Below are 17,432 nucleotides of genomic sequence, written 5' to 3'. Positions count from 1 at the left end.
GGGGGGGGGCTTCCGCACCGGACGACCTTCGCGGCACGCCCCCTCCACCAGCCTGCGGCTGGTCCCCCTCCCCGTGCCGGGGAGGATCGTCTTCCTTTCCCCACTACCCCACGATAGAGCGCCCTGATGGTCGATAGCACTTTCCCCACGCCCCTGTGCGGCGTGGACGAGGCGGGGCGCGGGCCGCTGGCGGGTCCGGTGGTCGCCGCCGCCGTCATCCTGCCCGAGCGGGACTGCCCCAGCGGCATCAACGATTCCAAGAAGCTGACCGAAAAGACGCGCGCGCGGCTGTGCGCCGAAATCCGCGCCTGTGCGGTCGTCGGCGTCGGGATCGTCCACCCCGAGGAGATCGACCGGCTCAACATCTATTGGGCGACGATGAAGGCGATGACGCTGGCGGTCGACGCGGTGGTCGAAACGCTGGGGCGGCACCCGGCGCATGTGCTGGTCGACGGCAACAAGCTGCCCAAATGGGGTTACAGCGCCACCGCCATCGTCGGCGGCGATGCCAAGTCGCTGGCGATCGGGGCGGCTTCGATCGTCGCCAAGCATGTCCGCGACGAGATGATGATCGCGGCGGCGGCGCAGTGGCCCGCTTATGGCTGGCACAGCAACAAGGGTTACGGCTCGGCCGTCCATCTGGCCGCCTTGCGCGAACATGGCCCGACGCCGCTCCACCGGCGCAGCTTCGCGCCCGTGGCGCAATGTTATCTGGACCTCTGACGACCCAATTCCTTCCCATCGTCAGATGGGGAGGGGCGGAGGGGCATGGCCGGTCCACCACGCCCCTCCACCATCGCTTACGCGACGGTCCCCCTCCCCAAGCGAGCTTGGGGAGGAATTTTGGGTTAACCCGAGTCGCAATCGCCACACCCCACTCCCTTGGGGGCGAAGTTATCCACAGCCCCCATATCTGCCACGAAATCGCAACGCGTCACCGAATCTGGCGGAATCGCGCGAGTCGCGGACGCGAATCGCCTCTTGACGTGTGACTCATTCCGGGTGGATGCGAGGGTTCGAGGGTAGAAGGAACGGGTAGCATGGGGGTGATCCAGACGGTGGGAAAGCCGGTCGGGACGCGGCCGGTATCGGCGCACCGCGAAAGCGACCTGCCGCTCGACCAGATCCTGATGGGCGATTGTATCGCGGCGCTCCGCTCGCTGCCCGACAAGTCGGTCGACATGGTCTTCGCCGACCCGCCTTATAATCTCCAGCTTGGCGGCGAGCTGTTCCGCCCCGATGGCAGCCATGTCGACGCCGTCACCGACGCCTGGGACAAATTCGACACCTTCGCCGCCTATGACGCCTTTACCCGGTTGTGGCTGGCTGAATGCTACCGGGTGCTCAAGGACAATGGCTCGCTCTGGGTGATCGGCAGCTATCACAACATCTTCCGCGTCGGGACCGCGGTGCAGGATCTGGGCTTCTGGATCCTCAACGACATCATCTGGCGCAAGTCGAACCCCATGCCCAATTTCAAGGGCACCCGCTTCACCAACGCGCATGAAACGCTGATCTGGGCATCGAAGGGCGAGAAGGCGAAATACACCTTCAACTATCGCTCGATGAAGACGCTGAACGACGAGATTCAGATGCGATCGGACTGGGAATTCCCGATCTGCGGCGGTCAGGAGCGGTTGAAGAAGGACGGGCACAAGGTCCATCCGACCCAGAAGCCCGAGGCTTTGCTCTATCGCATCCTGCTCGCCTGCACCCGGCCGGGCGACGTGATCGCCGACCCGTTCTTCGGCACCGGCACGACCGGCGCGGTCGCCAAGCGGCTGGGCCGCCGCTGGATCGGGATCGAGCGCGAGCCGACCTATTGCGCCGCCGCGATCGAGCGGATCGAGGCCGCCCTGCCCCTCGACGAGAGCGCGCTGGCGACGATGCAGAGCCCCAAGGCGCAGCCCAAGGTGGCGTTCGGGACCTTGGTCGAAAATGGCTATCTGCTGCCCGGCATGCCGTTGATGGACGCCAAGCGCAAATGGCGCGCGACGGTGCGGGCGGACGGGTCGCTTTTGTCGGAATGCGGCCAGATGGGGTCGATCCACCGGCTGGGTTCGCTGCTCCAGAACCGGCCGACCTGCAATGGCTGGACCTTCTGGCATTACGAGCTGGAGGGTGCGCTGAAACCGATCGACGCGATGCGCCAGACCTGGCTGCTGGCGACGCAGCCCTGACCCCTATTCCTCCCCTGTAAGGGGAGGTGGCGCGCGAAGCGCGTCGGAGGGGTGTCCCGCTATCGAGAGGGGTGATACCCCTCCACCAGCTTCGCTGGTCCCCCTCCCCTTGCAGGGGAGGAATTGAGAAGGCTCCCCCATGCACCTGCGCCCCGTTCAATTCGTCGACACGCCCGTGGGGCTGGAAGACGGCAGCGTCCTGCGCCTGGCGGGCGGGATGCAGTGGTTCGCCGCCTACGAAGTCCGCGAAGGCCCCCGCCGCCGCATCGTCCCCGTCGCGCGGTTCGCCGAGGAATTGGGCGGCTCCCCCCGCGCCGAAGCGCTTCACGCCGCCTTCACCGCGCCCCGTGCGCCCTGGGTCATGGGCCAACGTACGCTGCGCTTCGACCAGCCACAGGTCGCCGCAATCCTGAACGTCACCCCCGACAGCTTCTCCGATGGCGGCCAGCATATTGGCGATCCGGCGGCGGCCGCCGACAGCGGCATGGCGATGGCCGCCTCGGGCGCGGCGGTCATCGACCTCGGCGGTGAATCGACCCGCCCCGGCGCCGCCCCGGTCTGGGAAGGCGACGAGATCGCCCGCACCGCCCCCGTCGTCGAGCGACTGGCCCAGGGCGGCGCGCTGGTCTCGATCGACACGCGCAAGGCCGCCGTGATGCAGGCCGCGCTGGCGGCGGGCGCTGGCATCGTCAACGATGTCGCCGCGCTCCTTTGGGACGACCGCGCACTGGAGGTGGTGGCCAATGCGGACTGCCCGGTGATCCTGATGCACTCCCCCGATCCCGACAAGGGTGGGCATGGTCGGGTCGGCTATGGCGATGTGCTGACAGAGGTGTTCGACTGGCTGGAGGCGCGGGTCGCGGCGGTCGAGGCGGCGGGGGTTCCCCGCTCCAGGATCATGGTCGATCCCGGCATCGGTTTCGGCAAGTCGCTCGCGGACAATCTGGCGCTCGTCAACGGCTTGGCGATCTTCCACGGGCTGGGCTGCCCGATCATGCTCGGGGCCAGCCGCAAGCGGATGATCGGCGCCCTGTCGAACGAAGCCCCGGTCGATGCACGGTTGGGCGGATCGCTGACCCTGGCGATCAAGGGCGCGGAGGCGGGGGTGCAGCTGATCCGCGTGCATGACGTGGCCGAGACGGTGCAGGCGCTCCATGTCTGGCGCGGGCTGCGCGATCGGGCTCTGATGGGATAACGCGCTCGCTTTTCGCGGCCCGAACGCCCACATAGGGCCGATGCAACGGCCCCAGCCCCAGATTATCCGCGTCATCGACCTGGAGACCACCGGACAAGCCCCCCCCACCCACGGCGTGTGCGAGATCGGCTGGCAGGATGTGGCGCTGGGCAAGGACGGCCGCTGGGAACTGGAGGGCGAAGGCGGCAGCATCCTGGTCAATCCGGGCCGTCCGATCCCGCCCATCACCCAGGCCATCCACCATATCCTGGACGAACAGGTCGCCGACGCGCCCTGGTGGCATGACGTGGCGCGCCGCGTGCTCGATCCCTGGCCGCGTCGCCTGGCGCTGGCCGCGCACCGCGCCGATTTCGAGCAGCAATATTGCACCCCCGCCATGACCCAGTCGGCCGACTGGATCTGCACCTGGAAATGCGCGCTGCGCCTGTGGCCCGACAGCCCCAGCTTCTCCAACCAGGTGCTGCGCTATTGGCGCAAGCCGCAAGGGCTGGTCCATGAGCGTGGCCTGCCCATCCACCGCGCCTTTCCCGACGCCTATGTCACCGCGCATCACCTGCGCGACCAGCTGAACGAGGCGAGCCTGGCGCAGCTGCTCGAATGGTCGCGCAGTCCCGGCCTGCTGCCGCGTGTCCGCTACGGCCCCGATCGCGGCAAGGACTGGCGCGAGATCGACGAGGACTCGCTGATCGGCTTCCTGTCCGATCGCGATCCCGATGTCCGCTTCACCGCCGAGACCGAGATGGCGCGGCGGCGTGGCGGCGGCCATGTCGGGCGGCCCAGCCCGCAGGAACTGCTGCTGTAATGTCACGTTTAATTGATACCGTAATGCTGACGTAACGGCTCTGGCGTCGGTGCCTGTCCTTCGATAAGGCATGGCGCCATGCAGGGGTCTCCCACGCTCGCACCGGCCGAAAATCCCATCGGCCGCATCCTGGTCGCCGCCATGGCGATCGGATTTCTGGCGCTGCTCGTCGCGGCGGGCGCGGCGGGCTATGTCGTGCGTCAGACGAACCGGCACAGCGACTGGGTCGTCCACACCTACCGCGTCGAAAGCGTCCTGATCGAAGTACGCCGTCTGGCCGAGCAGCAGGAAACCGCACGGCGTGGCTATATGCTGGCGGGCACCCCGGCCTTTCTGAACAGTTTCGAGCGCGCCCATGCCGAGCTTGCCCCACAGGTCGCCGAACTTCGCCGCCTGACCGCCGACAATCCGCGCCAGAATGCGCCGATGGCGATGGTCACGCAGCGCCTGGCCGAACTCGACGCCGCACAGCGCCAGACCAACGCGCTGGTCCAGCAGGGGCGGGGTGCCGATGCGCTGCGCCAGTTCCGCACCGATAGCGGTTTGCAGCGGATGCAGAAGCTGCGCCGCGTGTTCGACGCCATGGCGCGCGAGGAACGCCGCCTGCTTGCCCTTCGCGACGCCGAGCAGCTTTCCAGCCGCCAGACCTTTTCCACCGTCATGGCGATCGCCGCATTGCTGTTCCTCGCGGTCGCGATCGTTACCTTCCTGACCATCCGCCGCTATACCCGCGATCTCCACCGCTCGCGCAGCGCGCTCGCCGTGCTCAACGCCACGCTGGAGGATCAGGTCAAGGAGCGCACCGCCGACCTCGCCTTGGCGAACGAGGAAATCCAGCGCTTCGCCTATATCGTCAGCCACGACCTGCGCTCGCCTTTGGTCAATGTCATGGGTTTCACCGCCGAACTGTCGGCCGCGGCCCAGCCGCTGGCCGAGCTGATCGACCGTGCCGAGGCGGAAGCGCCGCAGATCGTGACCGAGGAAGCGCGCCTCGCCGCGCGCGAGGACCTGCCCGAGGCGATCGGCTTCATCCGCACCTCGACCGCCAAGATGGACCGGCTGATCAACGCCATCCTGAAGCTCAGCCGCGAAGGCCGCCGCGTGCTGGCGCCCGAGATGATCGCGCTGGACCAGCTGGTCGACCAGATCATCGATTCGATCCGCCATGTGATCGACGATCGCGGCGTCACCGTGACGATCGAGCGCCCCATGCCCGTCATCGTCAGCGACCGCATCGCGCTGGAACAGATCCTGTCCAACCTGATCGAGAATGCGACCAAATACCGCCACCCGTCGCGGCCTGCCGAGGTGCATGTCTCCGTGCAGGAGACGCCGGGCCGGGTGATCGTGGCGGTGCGCGACAATGGCCGGGGCATCGACCCGCGCGACCACCAGCGCATCTTCGACCTTTTCCGTCGTTCGGGACAGCAGGACCAGCCGGGCGAGGGCATCGGCCTGGCCCATGTCCGCGCGCTGGCCTATCGCCTGGGCGGCACGATTTCCGTCGAATCCCGACTGGGCGAAGGGGCGACCTTCTTCGTCTCGCTTCCCCCCACCCTTTCCATCGCCCCACCCCTCCAGGAAGGTGCCTGAATGAACGACCATCGCTCCGTGGGCATCGTCATGATCGAAGACGATGAGGGCCACGCCCGCCTGATCGAAAAGAATATCCGGCGCGCCGGTATCCTGAACGACATCCGGCACTTCACCGACGGCACGACCGCGCTCGAATATCTGTTCCACGCACCCGACGGCCCGGCCAAGAGCGGCCCGGCGATGGTCCTGCTCGACCTGAACCTGCCGGACATGAGCGGCACCGACATCCTGGCCCGGATCAAGGAAGAGAACAGCCCGCTGCGCCGCGCGCCCGTCGTCGTGCTGACCACCACCGACGACAAGGTGGAGATCCAGCGCTGCTACGATCTGGGCTGCAACGTCTATATCACCAAGCCGGTGAACTATGAGAATTTCGCCCAGGCGATCCGCCAGCTGGGCCTGTTCCTGTCGGTGATCCAGGTGCCCGAGGTCGAGGGCTGATCGCCCCCGTCATGACGACCGCCGCGGCTCCCCGCATCCTCTATATCGACGATGACGATGCGCTGCGACGGCTGGTGTCGCGCGCGCTGGGGCGACATGGCTATGACGTAGCGTCCGCCGCCTCGGGGGCAGAGGGTGTCGCCATGGCGGCGGAGGGCGGCTTCGATCTGGTCGCCGTCGACCATTATATGCCGGGCATGGACGGGCTGGAGACGCTGGCCGCGATCACCGCCCTGCCCGATCCGCCGCCAGTCGTCTATGTTACCGGATCGGACGAGGGCCGCATCGCCGTCGCCGCGCTGAAGGCGGGGGCGGCTGATTATGTGGTGAAGACGGTGGGCGAGGATTTCTTCGACCTGCTCTCCGCCAGCTTTGCCCAGGTGCTCGACCGCGCCCGACTGGAACGCGCCAAGGCCGCCGCCGAGGCCGAGCTGCGCACGACCAATGCCCGGCTGGAGGCGATGCTGAGCGAGGTGAACCACCGCGTCGCCAACTCGCTGCAACTCGTCTCGGCGATGATCGGACTGCAAAAGGGCGTGCTGACCGACGAGCGCGCCCGTGACATGCTGGAGGACACGCAACGCCGTATCCGCGCGATCGCGCAGGCACACCGGCGGCTCTATACCGCCAATGACGTGGAACAGGTCGACCTGCGCGACTATCTGGGTTCGCTGATCGAGGAACTGGGCGAAAGCTGGTCGAGCGATGCCTGCCCGCGCACGCTGACCCTGACCGCCGAGCCGATCCGCGTGAAGACTGACCGCGCGGTGTCGATCGGGGTGATCGTCACCGAACTGGTCACCAATGCCTGCAAATATGCCTATCCCGATGGCGGCGGCGCGGTGCGGATTTGCTTAGCCCGGGCCGATGGGCATTGCGTGCTGACCGTCGAGGATGACGGCTGCGGCATGGCGGCGGACCAGAAGCCGCAAGGCACGGGGCTGGGGGCGAAGCTGATCCGGGTGATGGCGCAGAGCCTGCAGACGGCGGTGGAATATGACCCGGCGCATCGCGGGGTCCGGGCGGTGTTGCGGGTCCCGGTTTAACTCGAAGGCCACGCCCTACGCTCACCTCTGGCCGCTCCCCTCCCGCAAGCGGGAGGGGCTGGGGGAGGGTAGGGAGTCTCACCGAGACCAACGCCCGTGGCCCTTGCCCCTCCCCAACCCCTCCCCCTGCCGGGAGAGGGGCTTTGGAATCAAGGCTTGCGGAACTTGTAGACGAACTGGTCCGTCCGTCCGCGAATGGCGGGGTCGAACACATTCTTCGAATGATCGTCCGCCGGATTGCGAAGCACCTTGCTTTCGCCGACGAAGCGGAAGCCGACCGACTGGACCTGCCGCTTCACCGCCTCGGGATCGATCCGGTGCGTCGTGTTGGTGTTGGCCAGCCCCTTGCCCACCGTATCGGCGTGATCGATGATGACATAGGTGCCGCCCGACTTCAGCAGCTTGAATACCGCCTGGTCGAAGGCGCGCAGCGCCGGTTCCGCCGCATCCTTGTTGGCGACGTCATGGTAATTCTGGACGGTCCAGAACAGGTCGACCGGCTTGTCGGAGACGGGGAGGTTGACCGCCTGCACCCGCGCGGTCGTATTGGGCAGGTTCCAGCCCTGGATCGTGCCCAGCGACTTCTCGGCATATTTCTGCCCGGCGGCGGGCCAATAGGCATAGACATGGCCCTTCGGCCCGACGATGCCGGAAAAGATGCGCGTCCAGTAACCCTTGCCCGGCAGGTAATCGATGACCGTGTCGCCCGGCTTCACGCCGGAAAAGGCGAGGACCGCCGCCGCCTGGCGCCGTTCGTCGTCGCCCGCCTGGTCGGCGCGCGCGGGGTCGGCCAGCGCGGCGGTGATGGCGGCGGGGATTTTGGCCGGAGCGGCAGGCTTTTGCTGCGCCACCGCGACGGTCCCGCCCGCCATCAGCATCAGTCCCAGTGCGATCGCCTTCATGCCTGCTCTCTCCTTTGACCAATATGTCCCCCGCCCCGTTCAGCCTGAGCGAAGTCGAAGGCCATGGGATTCCCTTAGGCTTCGACTTCGCTCAGCCCGAACGGAGGGCGGGAGATTTGGCTTACACGTCCAGATTCGCCACGTTCAGCGCATTGTCCTGGATGAACTCGCGGCGCGGTTCGACCACTTCGCCCATCAACCGGCTGAACACCTCGTCCGCCGCCGCGACATCGTCCGAGGTCACGCGCAGCATTGAGCGGACCGCCGGGTCGAGCGTCGTTTCCCACAGCTGTTCGGCATTCATCTCGCCCAGACCCTTGTAGCGCTGGATGGCGAGGCCCTTGCGGCCCGCGGTCAGGATCGCCTCCAGCAGCTGGCTCGGCCGTGCGACGCGGGTTTCGCCGCGCGCCAGCGTCGTCGCATTGCCATCCTCATCGGTCGGCACCACATCGGCCGACGGCTCGGTCGCGGCGTTGCGCAGCGGCACCAGCTTGGCGGCGTGCGCGAAGCTCTCGGCCTGTTCGGCGGCCAGCGTGTGCAGCTTGCGCGCCTCGGCCGAGGCGATGAAGCTGGCCTCGACGATGTGGTGGTCGGTCACGCCGCGCCACAGCCGCTCGAAATGGACACCACCATCTTCCGTAAGACGCGCCGACCAGCGCGCCTCATGATCGCCCGATTCCAGACGCCGCGTGGTTTCGACCACCGTCGCCATGCGTTGCTCGCGGGTCAGTACCGGGTCGAGCGCACCGGCCAGTGCCAGCACCTCGATGATCGAGGCATCATAACGACGCGGCACATAGCGCATCAGGGTGCGCATCCGCCGCGCATGATCGACCAGCCCCTTCAGGTCGTTCCCCGACCGCGCGCCGCCCGCCCCTTCCAGCACCATGGTGGAGACACCCGCCTCGACCAGATATTCGTCGAGCGCGGTATCGTCCTTGAGGTACACCTCCGACCGCCCCTTGGTCGCCTTATACAAAGGCGGCTGGGCGATGTAGAGGTGCCCGCGCTCGATCAGCTCGGGCATCTGGCGATAGAAGAAGGTCAGCAGCAGCGTGCGGATATGCGCGCCGTCGACGTCTGCGTCGGTCATGATGACGATCTTGTGGTAGCGCAGTTTGTCCGCATTGAAATCGTCGCGACCGATGCCGGTGCCCATCGCCTGGATGAGCGTGCCGATTTCCTTGGACGAGATCATGCGGTCGAACCGCGCGCGCTCGGTGTTCAGTATCTTGCCGCGCAAGGGGAGGATCGCCTGGAAATGGCGGTTGCGCCCCTGCTTGGCCGAACCGCCGGCCGAGTCACCCTCGACCAGGAAGAGTTCGGACTTGGCGGGATCGCGCTCCTGGCAATCGGCCAGCTTGCCGGGCAGCGAGGCGATATCCATCACGCCTTTACGCCGCGTCAGCTCGCGGGCGCGCTTGGCCGCCTCGCGCGCGGCGGCGGCGTCGATCACCTTGGCGATGATCGCGCGCGCGTTCTGCGGGTTTTCCTCCAGCCAGTCGGCCAGCTTGTCGGCGATCAGCGATTCCAGGGGCTGGCGCACTTCGGACGACACCAGCTTGTCCTTGGTCTGGCTGCTGAACTTCGGGTCGGGCAGCTTGACCGAGACGATCGCGGTCAGGCCCTCGCGCATGTCGTCGCCGGTCAGCGTAACCTTCTCCTTCTTCAGGAGGCCCGACTTGTCGGCATAATTGTTGAGCGTACGGGTCAGCGCGGCACGGAAGGCCGCGATATGCGTGCCGCCGTCGCGCTGCGGGATGTTGTTGGTGAAGGCGAGGACGTTTTCGTAGTAAGAATCATTCCACTCGAGCGCCACGTCCATGCCGATCGCATCGCGCTGTCCGTGGATGGCGATGGGTTCGGGGAAGAGCGGCGACTTGGAGCGGTCCAGCCACTTCACGAAGGCGGCGATCCCGCCCTCATAATATAATTCCACCGTCTTGGCCTCTTCGTGCCGCGCATCGGTCAGGAACAGGCGCACGCCCGAATTCAGGAAGGCCAGCTCGCGGTAACGATGTTCGAGCTTGGCGAAGTCGAACTCGGTGATCTTGAAGGTGGCAGGCGACGGCAGGAAGGTCACGCGGGTGCCCTTCTGCCCCGGTTCGGCCTTGCCGACGACCTTCAGCGGCGCGACCGCATCGCCATGCGCGAAGCGCATGTAATGCTCCTCGCCGTCACGCCAGATGGTCAGGTCCAGGAACTCGGACAGCGCGTTCACCACCGACACGCCGACGCCGTGCAGACCGCCCGACACCTTGTACGCATTATCGTCCGACGTGTTTTCGAACTTACCACCCGCATGGAGCTGGGTCATGATGACCTCGGCCGCCGACACGCCCTCTTCGGGGTGGATGCCGGTCGGGATGCCACGACCGTTATCGGTGACGCTGACCGAGCCGTCGGCGTTCAGCTGGATGTCGATGCGGTCGCAATGCCCCGCCAGCGCTTCGTCGATCGCGTTGTCCGACACCTCGAACACCATGTGGTGGAGGCCCGAACCGTCGTCGGTATCGCCGATATACATGCCCGGCCGCTTGCGCACCGCGTCGAGGCCCTTCAGCACCTTGATCGAGGAGGCGCCATATTCGTTCGTCTGGGGGGTATCTGCCATAGCGAGTATATAGGAATTACCGCCTCTCAGGGAAAGCGAAATGGGAGGGGCGGCGGCCCTTTCGCGCGCCCCAGCACCGGACGGCAAAACCCGGCGACGACATGTCGCTCGTGACGCCGATTTCATGCCCCGATCGGGAGCCGGACGCCCCCTTTGTGCGTATCCCGATCCCGCTTCCTGGCGTCGGAGATGATGATGACCGGCAAGACCTTCCTCCTCCCCATCATGCTGACGGCGCTTGCCGCCGCCCCGCTCTCGGCGCAGTCGGTGCGGCAGGACTATCCCGGTTGCGACCTGACGCAGCAGCGCACGCTCAAGGCTCCGACCGGCGGCACGATCCGCGATCCGCGCCAGGCCCATATCGCGATGCGCGCCAACATTCTCCAGGCGGATATCAGCACCGCGCGCAAGGCGCGTCGCCTGTCGCAGGCCGAGGCGCAAAAGCTCTGGAATGCGGTCACGCGCATCCGCCGCGATGCGAACCGCTTCGTGGCGAAACAGGGATTTCTGAGCGCTGGCGAGACGGCGAGCTATGACCGGGCGCTGGATGGGGTGGCGATGCGGGTCTGTCGCGGGTGATGGTCTCGGTAAGACCCTGAACCCTCCCCCATCTCCTCCCGCCTGCGGGAGGGGTGCGTTACCGGGCCACGTTCGACTTCACTCGAGAGGAACTCCTCACACCGGCCCCAGCCACGCCCCTCCCGCAAGCGGGAGGGGATGGGGGAGGGAAAGATGTCCCACCGAGACCTACGCCTGCCTCTAAAACTCCACCCGCGTCGCCTCCCCCGGCACGTCGGCGAACAGCCCGGGTTCGGTCCCGGTCATCCAGACCTGTCCCCGCCCCGCCAGCCGCTCGAACAGCGCGGCGCGGCGGGATGGATCGAGATGCGCCGCCACCTCGTCCAGCAGCAACACCGGCGGCAACCCGCGCTGCTCGGTCACCAGATCGGCATGGGCCAGCACGATGCCCAGCAGCAACGCCTTCTGCTCGCCCGTAGAACATAGCGCCGCCGCCTGCCCCTTGGCCACATGCGTCACCGACAGGTCCGCGCGGTGCGGCCCGACCAAAGTCCGCCCCGCCGCCGCATCACGCCTGCGCCCCATGGCCAGCGCATGGGCAAAAGCCGCCGGTTCGACGGCTTCCCCCTCCAGCGCCAGTGCGGCCCGGGCGAACACGCTGTCGGGCGCGTCGGCCAGCCGCTGGTCGAGCGCCGCCACCGCCGCCACCCGCGCGGCATCGACCGCCGCGCCATGTTCGACCATCCGCGCCTCCAGCGCGCTCAGCCAGTCGGGATCGACCGGACCGTCACTGGCCAGCAACCTGTTCCGCTCGCGCATCGCCGCATCATAGCGCGTCGCATGCATCCCATGCGCGGGGGCCAACGCCAGCACCAAGCGGTCGAGGAACCGCCGCCGTTCCGACGCTGGCTCGACGAACAGCCGGTCCATCGTCGGCGTCAGCCACAGCACCGACAGCCAGTCGGCCAGCGCATTGGCGCTCGTGGCCGCCCCCTGCACCCGGACGACACGCCGCTCCGGCGCGGAGGCCAGCGCGCCGGTCGCGATCTCGACCTCCCCGTCGAGCGTGGCCGCGACGCCGAACCCGCCCTTGCCCCCCTGCCTCGCCATCGCCGACAACGCGGCGCGACGCAGGCCGCGACCGGGGGCGAGCAGCGACACCGCCTCCAGAATGTTGGTTTTCCCCGCCCCATTCTCGCCGGTCAGCACAACGAACCCCGCACTCGGAAAGAGTATAAGGTCAGCGTGATTGCGGAAATCGGTGAGGACGAGGCGGATGAGCATTGTGTCCGCCTTAAACGATCCTCCCCAGCATGGGGAGGTGGCAGGCCGAAGGCCTGACGGAGGGGGACTTCTCGGCAGGTTATCCTTTGCGGCGATCCCCCTCCACCACCCTGCGGGTGGTCCCTCTCCCCGCGAGCGGGGAGGATTTAGGTCTTACACCCGCATCGGCATCAGCACGTACAGAGCCGGGGCCTTGTCATTCTCGCGGATCAGGGTCGGCGCGGCGGCGTCTGCCAGGTGGACTTCCACCAGGTCGCTGTCGATCTGCGCCAGGATGTCGAGCAGATAGCGGCTGTTGAAGCCGATCTCGAAGCCCAGCGAGGTGTATTCGCCCGGCACTTCTTCCGACGCCGTGCCATTCTCGGGGCTGGTCACCGACAGGGTGATGCGGTCGCGGTCCAGCGCCATCTTCACCGCGCGGGTCTTCTCGGTCGCGATGGTCGACACGCGGTCGACGCCCTGCATGAACGCCTTCGGGTCCAGCTTCAGGATCTTGTCGTTCGCGGTCGGGATGACGCGGCTGTAATCGGGGAAGGTGCCGTCGATCAGCTTGGAGGTCAGGATCGCCTGACCCAGGTCGAAGCGGATCTTGGTGCCCGACAGCGACACGCCGACCGAGCCGTCCACCTCGTCGAGCAGCTTGCGCAGCTCGCCCACGCACTTACGCGGCACGATCACGTCGGGCATTCCCTCGGCGCCGTTCGGGCGGTCGATGGTGACGCGCGCCAGACGGTGTCCGTCGGTCGCGGCGGCCTTCAGCACCGGATTGCCGTTATCCTCGGCGACATGCAGGAAGATGCCGTTGAGGTAATAGCGCGTCTCTTCGGTCGAGATGGCGAAGCGCGTCTTGTCGATGATCTGCTTGAGCAGCTCCACCGGCAGCTCGAACTGGGTCGGCAGCTCACCCTCGGCGATCACCGGGAAATCGTCGCGCGGCAGCGTGCCGAGCGAGAAGCGCGCGCGGCCCGCCACGATGGTCATGCGCCCCTCGGCGGCGGTCAGCTGGACCTGCGCACCCTCGGGCAGCTTGCGGGCGATGTCGAACAGCGTGTGCGCCGACACGGTGGTCGATCCCGGCTGGTCGACGGCGGCGGCGACGCTGTCGTTGATCTGCAGGTCCAGGTCGGTCGCCATCATGCGCAGCTGGCCCTCGGCCGTGGCCTCCAGCAGCACGTTGGAGAGGATCGGAATCGTGTTCCGCCGCTCCACCACCGACTGGACATGGCTCAACCCCTTGAGCAGCGTTGCGCGTTCGATCGTCGCCTTCATTTCCTGATCCCCCGCCGGAACGACCGCATGGTCCCCGAGTCCGAATGATAAATGGCCTTGGTTCCTACCCGCCAAGAAGGGGCCGAAGCAAGGCTCCGACCCCTCTTACATTGGGAGTAAAACCACCGTTAATGTGGAAAAGAATCCCGGCTTAGAAGCGCAGGCCCAGACCCGCCATCAGCTGGTGGCGGTTCGGATTGATGCCGACGCCGTCCAGTTCGTCATAATGCGAATAGCGATATTCGCCCTTCACGAAGGTGTTCGGGCTGATCGCATATTCCAGACCGGCACCCAGGCGATAGCCGCCGACTTCCTGCGAATTGACGTTGGTGACGCCAGCGGCAGAGTAGCGCGCATCGAACTTTGCGTTGGTGTAACCCGCCTTCACATAGCCCATCGCGACCGGCGAGATGACATAGCCGACGCGCGCACCGGCATAGAGGTCACGGCCCGCACCCAGGCGGAACTGGTCGCCGGGCAGGCGGATGCCGTTGCTGCGCGTATCCGAGCTGCTGCCCGAGATCTCACCCTCGGCACCCAGCACCACCGGACCTGCGGGAAGGTCGTAGCCGATCGCGGCGCCATAGAGCACGCCGTCGCTCGAACTCTTGTCCTGACCCTGACGATCGTTGAGGCTGTCATAGCCGATCAGGCCCTCGACGCGGAAACCCGTGAAGGGCTGTGCGGTCTGGGCGGCGGCGGGGGCCGCGGCGGCGACGGCTGCCGAGGTCGCCAGGGCGGCGAGCATGAGCTTACGCATACACTATACTCCATTACTGTACCGGCCACCGTTACATTCGGCGGTCATGGCACCAATGGCGCGAAACGTCAGACGTTGCATGAACCTCAGCTAAACAGGAAAAAGCGTTGCAAGGAGGCAACAGCCGCGACAGGGTTTGCGGGTCATGACCACCCGTCCCGCCCCGCCCGCCCGCCCGACAGCCCGCAGCGGCCGCGACTATATCGCCCGGCATGGCGAGACGGTGTTCAACCGGATCGGATGCATCCAGGGCGACCGGGTCGAACTGCACACGCCGCTGACCCGAAAGGGATTCGCGCAAGCCGACGCGATCGGCGAAGTCCTGCACGACCGGCTGGGCAAGGCGCCCGCGCTGACTTTATGGTCCTCGCCGACCGGCCGTGCGCTGCAGACGCTGGCGGTGATCGCCGAGCATCTGGCGCTCGATTGGCATGAGACACGCCACGATGTCCGGCTGATCGAGCTGGGCTTCGGCAGCTGGGGCGGACGGCGTTCCGCCGATCTGACCGCGCTCCATGGCCCCATCGTGCATCCGCACGGCATGGCGATAGGGGCGCCCGATGGCGAGAGTTATGCCGCGATGGCGGCGCGGCTGTCCGGCTGGCTGGCGGATACGGCGGCGGATGACGGCGACCGGCTGATCCTGATGCACGGGTTGTCCAGCCGGGTGCTGCGCGGGCTGATGCTGGGGCTGGCGGATGATCCGCTGTGCGGCGTGCCGGTGGCCGAGCGCCTGCCGCAGGGCGCGATCGTGATGATCGAGGGCGGCGTGGAAACGGTGATCCACCGGGCTGGCCCATGAAGCGGCTGGCGCTGATCCTGATGCTGGTCGCCGCGCCGGTCCTCGCGCGCGAGACGATCGGCATCTACAAGGGCTGGGGCGCATTTCGCGATCCCGACCGCTGCTACGCCATCGCCAAGCCGGTGCTGGCCAACGGACGCGTCGGCGGATTCGCCAGCGTCGGCACCTGGCCCGCCAAGCGCCTGCGCGAATCCTTCCATGCGCATCTGAGCCTCCCGCGCGACCGTGCCGCCGCCGTCACGCTGGCGATCGGCGAGCGCCGCTTTCCGCTGGTCGGCACCACCCAGGACGTCTGGGCCCCCGACGCCGCGACCGACCACGCGCTGGTCATGGCCATCCGCTCGGGCCGCAGCATGAGCCTCTCCGCCGTCGACCCGCGCCACCGACCCTTTGCCGACACCTATGCCCTGGCGGGTGCGGCGGCGGCGATCGATGCGGCGACGCTGGCGTGCATCCAGTGACCGTTTTTTAACGACAACTCTCGCGCACACCCTCACGTATAAAATGCCTCACCATACTTGTATCCGCTGGATCAGACTGAATACCCATTTCCACTATGCAAGAAATTTTCTTGCAAGCATCATCCATGCTTTCCATTCCATTTTTGTGAGATTGAAGCACATTCTTCAAGAATGCGCAGAGTTCTTGATGCTCTTCTGGTGTCGCCCGAGTGCTCATAATTTTCTCCTTCATTTAAACTTCTAGATAAGCAGACATTTGCTTGCAAAGTTTAAAAATTAATTTTTCCGTTGCCGCACCCTGTGGAAAACGCCGCGATTTTGCGCTATGGCCACGCGATGCAGACAGTTTCGGCCGCCCTCATGCCCATTCCGGGGCACATCGATCCCGTGCCCGTGCCGCGCGGCGTGCAACCGCGTCCCGACGGGCGCGTCGACCTGATTGGCCTGACCAAGGACCAGCTGCGCGAGGCGCTGCTGTCGGGCGGCATGGAGCTGAAGCAGGCCAAGCTGCGCTCGAAGCAGATCTGGCACTGGCTCTATAATCGTGGCGCGACCCGCTTCGCCGACATGACCGACATCGCCAAGGCGCAGCATCCCTGGCTGGAGGAGCGCTTCGTCATCGGCCGTCCCGAAGTGGTCGAGGCGCAGGTGTCGAACGACGGCACGCGCAAGTGGCTGCTCCGCTCGGCCGACGGGCAGGATTACGAGATGGTGTTCATCCCCGACGCCGATCGGGGAACGTTGTGCGTGTCGAGCCAGGTCGGCTGCACGCTGAACTGCCGTTTCTGCCACACCGGCACGATGCGGCTGGTGCGCAACCTGACCGCGGGCGAGATCGTCGGGCAGGTCATGCTGGCGCGCGACTCGCTGGGCGAATGGCCCAGCCAGCCCGAGGGGCGGATGCTGACCAACATCGTCATGATGGGCATGGGCGAGCCGCTGTATAATTTCGATGCGGTGCGCGATGCGCTGAAGCTGGTGATGGACGGCGACGGCCTGGCGCTGTCCAAGCGCCGCATTACGCTCTCGACCAGCGGCGTCGTGCCGATGATGGCGCGCGCGGGGGCGGAGATCGGCGTGAACCTGGCCGTGTCGCTCCACGCCGTCACCAAGGACGTGCGTGACGAGCTGGTGCCGCTGAACAAGAAATACGGCATCGAGGAACTGTTGCAGGCGTGCGCAGACTATCCCGGCGCCAACAACGCCCGGCGCATCACGTTCGAATATGTGATGCTGAAGGACAAGAACGACTCCGACGCCGATGCGCATGAGCTGGTCCGGCTGCTGCGCCATTACGACCTGCCCGCCAAGGTGAACCTGATTCCGTTCAACCCCTGGCCGGGTGCCGATTACGAATGCTCGACGCCGGAGCGCATCCGGCGTTTCTCCGACATCGTGTTCGAGGGCGGCATCTCCGCGCCCGTCCGCACCCCGCGCGGGCGCGACATCGATGCAGCCTGCGGCCAGCTGAAGACGGCTGCCGAGAAGAAGAGCCGCGCGCAGCTCGACCGCGAGGCGGAAGAGAAGTTCGCGGCTCTGGGATGAATCAATCCTCCCCGGC

At 66.6% G+C, this 17,432-nt stretch carries 16 protein-coding genes; 11 read left to right on the top strand and 5 right to left on the bottom strand.

All coding sequences use genetic code 11. The annotated features are described in order from the left end of the window. The first annotated feature begins 126 nt into the window (after positions 1–126). From rnhB to SP5_RS05565, 7 genes are all read left to right on the top strand, one after another. Positions 127–723 (top strand): ribonuclease HII, encoded by a 597-nt coding sequence (gene rnhB / locus SP5_RS05595; RefSeq protein WP_042485345.1) that lies wholly within the window; start codon positions 127–129, stop codon positions 721–723. A 317-nt stretch (positions 724–1,040) separates the two neighbouring features. Further along, the gene (locus SP5_RS05590) at positions 1,041–2,180 is read left to right on the top strand and encodes a site-specific DNA-methyltransferase (RefSeq protein WP_042485342.1); all 1,140 of its coding nucleotides are present in this window, start codon (positions 1,041–1,043) and stop codon (positions 2,178–2,180) included. Positions 2,181–2,319: 139 nt separating this feature from the next. Beyond that, positions 2,320–3,375 (top strand): dihydropteroate synthase, encoded by a 1,056-nt coding sequence (gene folP, locus SP5_RS05585; protein WP_042485341.1) that lies wholly within the window; start codon positions 2,320–2,322, stop codon positions 3,373–3,375. Between the two features lie 40 nt (positions 3,376–3,415). Then, complete coding sequence (locus tag SP5_RS05580) at positions 3,416–4,177, top strand: exonuclease domain-containing protein (protein ID WP_042485340.1); 762 nt, start codon at positions 3,416–3,418, stop codon at positions 4,175–4,177. Positions 4,178–4,255: 78 nt separating this feature from the next. Further along, a complete protein-coding gene (locus SP5_RS05575; protein WP_042485339.1) occupies positions 4,256–5,770 on the top strand; it encodes a sensor histidine kinase in 1,515 nt (504 codons plus the stop codon). Beyond that, on the top strand, positions 5,771–6,214 hold the full coding sequence (locus SP5_RS05570) for a response regulator (protein WP_042485336.1): 444 nt from the start codon (positions 5,771–5,773) through the stop codon (positions 6,212–6,214). Positions 6,215–6,225: 11 nt separating this feature from the next. Continuing rightward, positions 6,226–7,260, top strand: coding sequence for a sensor histidine kinase (locus tag SP5_RS05565; protein WP_042485330.1), 1,035 nt, complete (start codon positions 6,226–6,228; stop codon positions 7,258–7,260). Positions 7,261–7,409: 149 nt separating this feature from the next. Here SP5_RS05565 and SP5_RS05560 read toward each other — a convergent pair whose 3' ends face one another. After that, complete coding sequence (locus SP5_RS05560) at positions 7,410–8,162, bottom strand: class I SAM-dependent methyltransferase (protein WP_042485327.1); 753 nt, start codon at positions 8,160–8,162, stop codon at positions 7,410–7,412. Between the two features lie 121 nt (positions 8,163–8,283). Further along, positions 8,284–10,776 (bottom strand): DNA topoisomerase (ATP-hydrolyzing) subunit B, encoded by a 2,493-nt coding sequence (gyrB, locus tag SP5_RS05555; protein ID WP_042485323.1) that lies wholly within the window; start codon positions 10,774–10,776, stop codon positions 8,284–8,286. 195 nt (positions 10,777–10,971) lie between these two features. Here gyrB and SP5_RS05550 point away from each other — a divergent pair, with 195 nt between their 5' ends. Next, positions 10,972–11,355 carry a hypothetical protein gene (locus tag SP5_RS05550; protein ID WP_052811421.1) on the top strand — a complete coding sequence of 128 codons (384 nt, stop codon included), beginning with the start codon at positions 10,972–10,974 and terminating at the stop codon, positions 11,353–11,355. Positions 11,356–11,535: 180 nt separating this feature from the next. Here SP5_RS05550 and recF read toward each other — a convergent pair whose 3' ends face one another. The 3 genes from recF to SP5_RS05535 all read right to left on the bottom strand — a co-directional run bounded on the left by recF (position 11,536) and on the right by SP5_RS05535 (position 14,608). Then, entirely contained in the window at positions 11,536–12,579 is a 1,044-nt protein-coding gene (recF, locus tag SP5_RS05545) for a DNA replication/repair protein RecF (RefSeq protein ID WP_042485319.1), read from the bottom strand. Between the two features lie 153 nt (positions 12,580–12,732). Then, positions 12,733–13,848, bottom strand: coding sequence for a DNA polymerase III subunit beta (gene dnaN, locus SP5_RS05540; RefSeq protein ID WP_042485316.1), 1,116 nt, complete (start codon positions 13,846–13,848; stop codon positions 12,733–12,735). Between the two features lie 151 nt (positions 13,849–13,999). Further along, complete coding sequence (locus SP5_RS05535; RefSeq protein WP_042485314.1) at positions 14,000–14,608, bottom strand: outer membrane protein; 609 nt, start codon at positions 14,606–14,608, stop codon at positions 14,000–14,002. 145 nt (positions 14,609–14,753) lie between these two features. Here SP5_RS05535 and SP5_RS05530 point away from each other — a divergent pair, with 145 nt between their 5' ends. The 3 genes from SP5_RS05530 (at position 14,754) to rlmN (ending at position 17,416) form a co-directional block, all read left to right on the top strand. Beyond that, the gene (locus tag SP5_RS05530; protein ID WP_042485311.1) at positions 14,754–15,410 is read left to right on the top strand and encodes a histidine phosphatase family protein; all 657 of its coding nucleotides are present in this window, start codon (positions 14,754–14,756) and stop codon (positions 15,408–15,410) included. Continuing rightward, on the top strand, positions 15,407–15,871 hold the full coding sequence (locus SP5_RS05525) for a hypothetical protein (RefSeq protein ID WP_042485308.1): 465 nt from the start codon (positions 15,407–15,409) through the stop codon (positions 15,869–15,871). Before SP5_RS05530 ends, SP5_RS05525 begins: the two co-directional genes overlap by 4 nt. 336 nt (positions 15,872–16,207) lie before the next feature. Next, the gene (rlmN, locus tag SP5_RS05520) at positions 16,208–17,416 is read left to right on the top strand and encodes a dual-specificity RNA methyltransferase RlmN (RefSeq protein WP_042485348.1); all 1,209 of its coding nucleotides are present in this window, start codon (positions 16,208–16,210) and stop codon (positions 17,414–17,416) included. Positions 17,417–17,432 lie beyond the last annotated feature (16 nt).

This window comes from Sphingomonas parapaucimobilis NBRC 15100 (assembly GCF_000787715.1).
GTDB classification, from domain to species: domain Bacteria; phylum Pseudomonadota; class Alphaproteobacteria; order Sphingomonadales; family Sphingomonadaceae; genus Sphingomonas; species Sphingomonas parapaucimobilis.
This window is presented reverse-complemented; position numbering and strand designations above follow the sequence as displayed.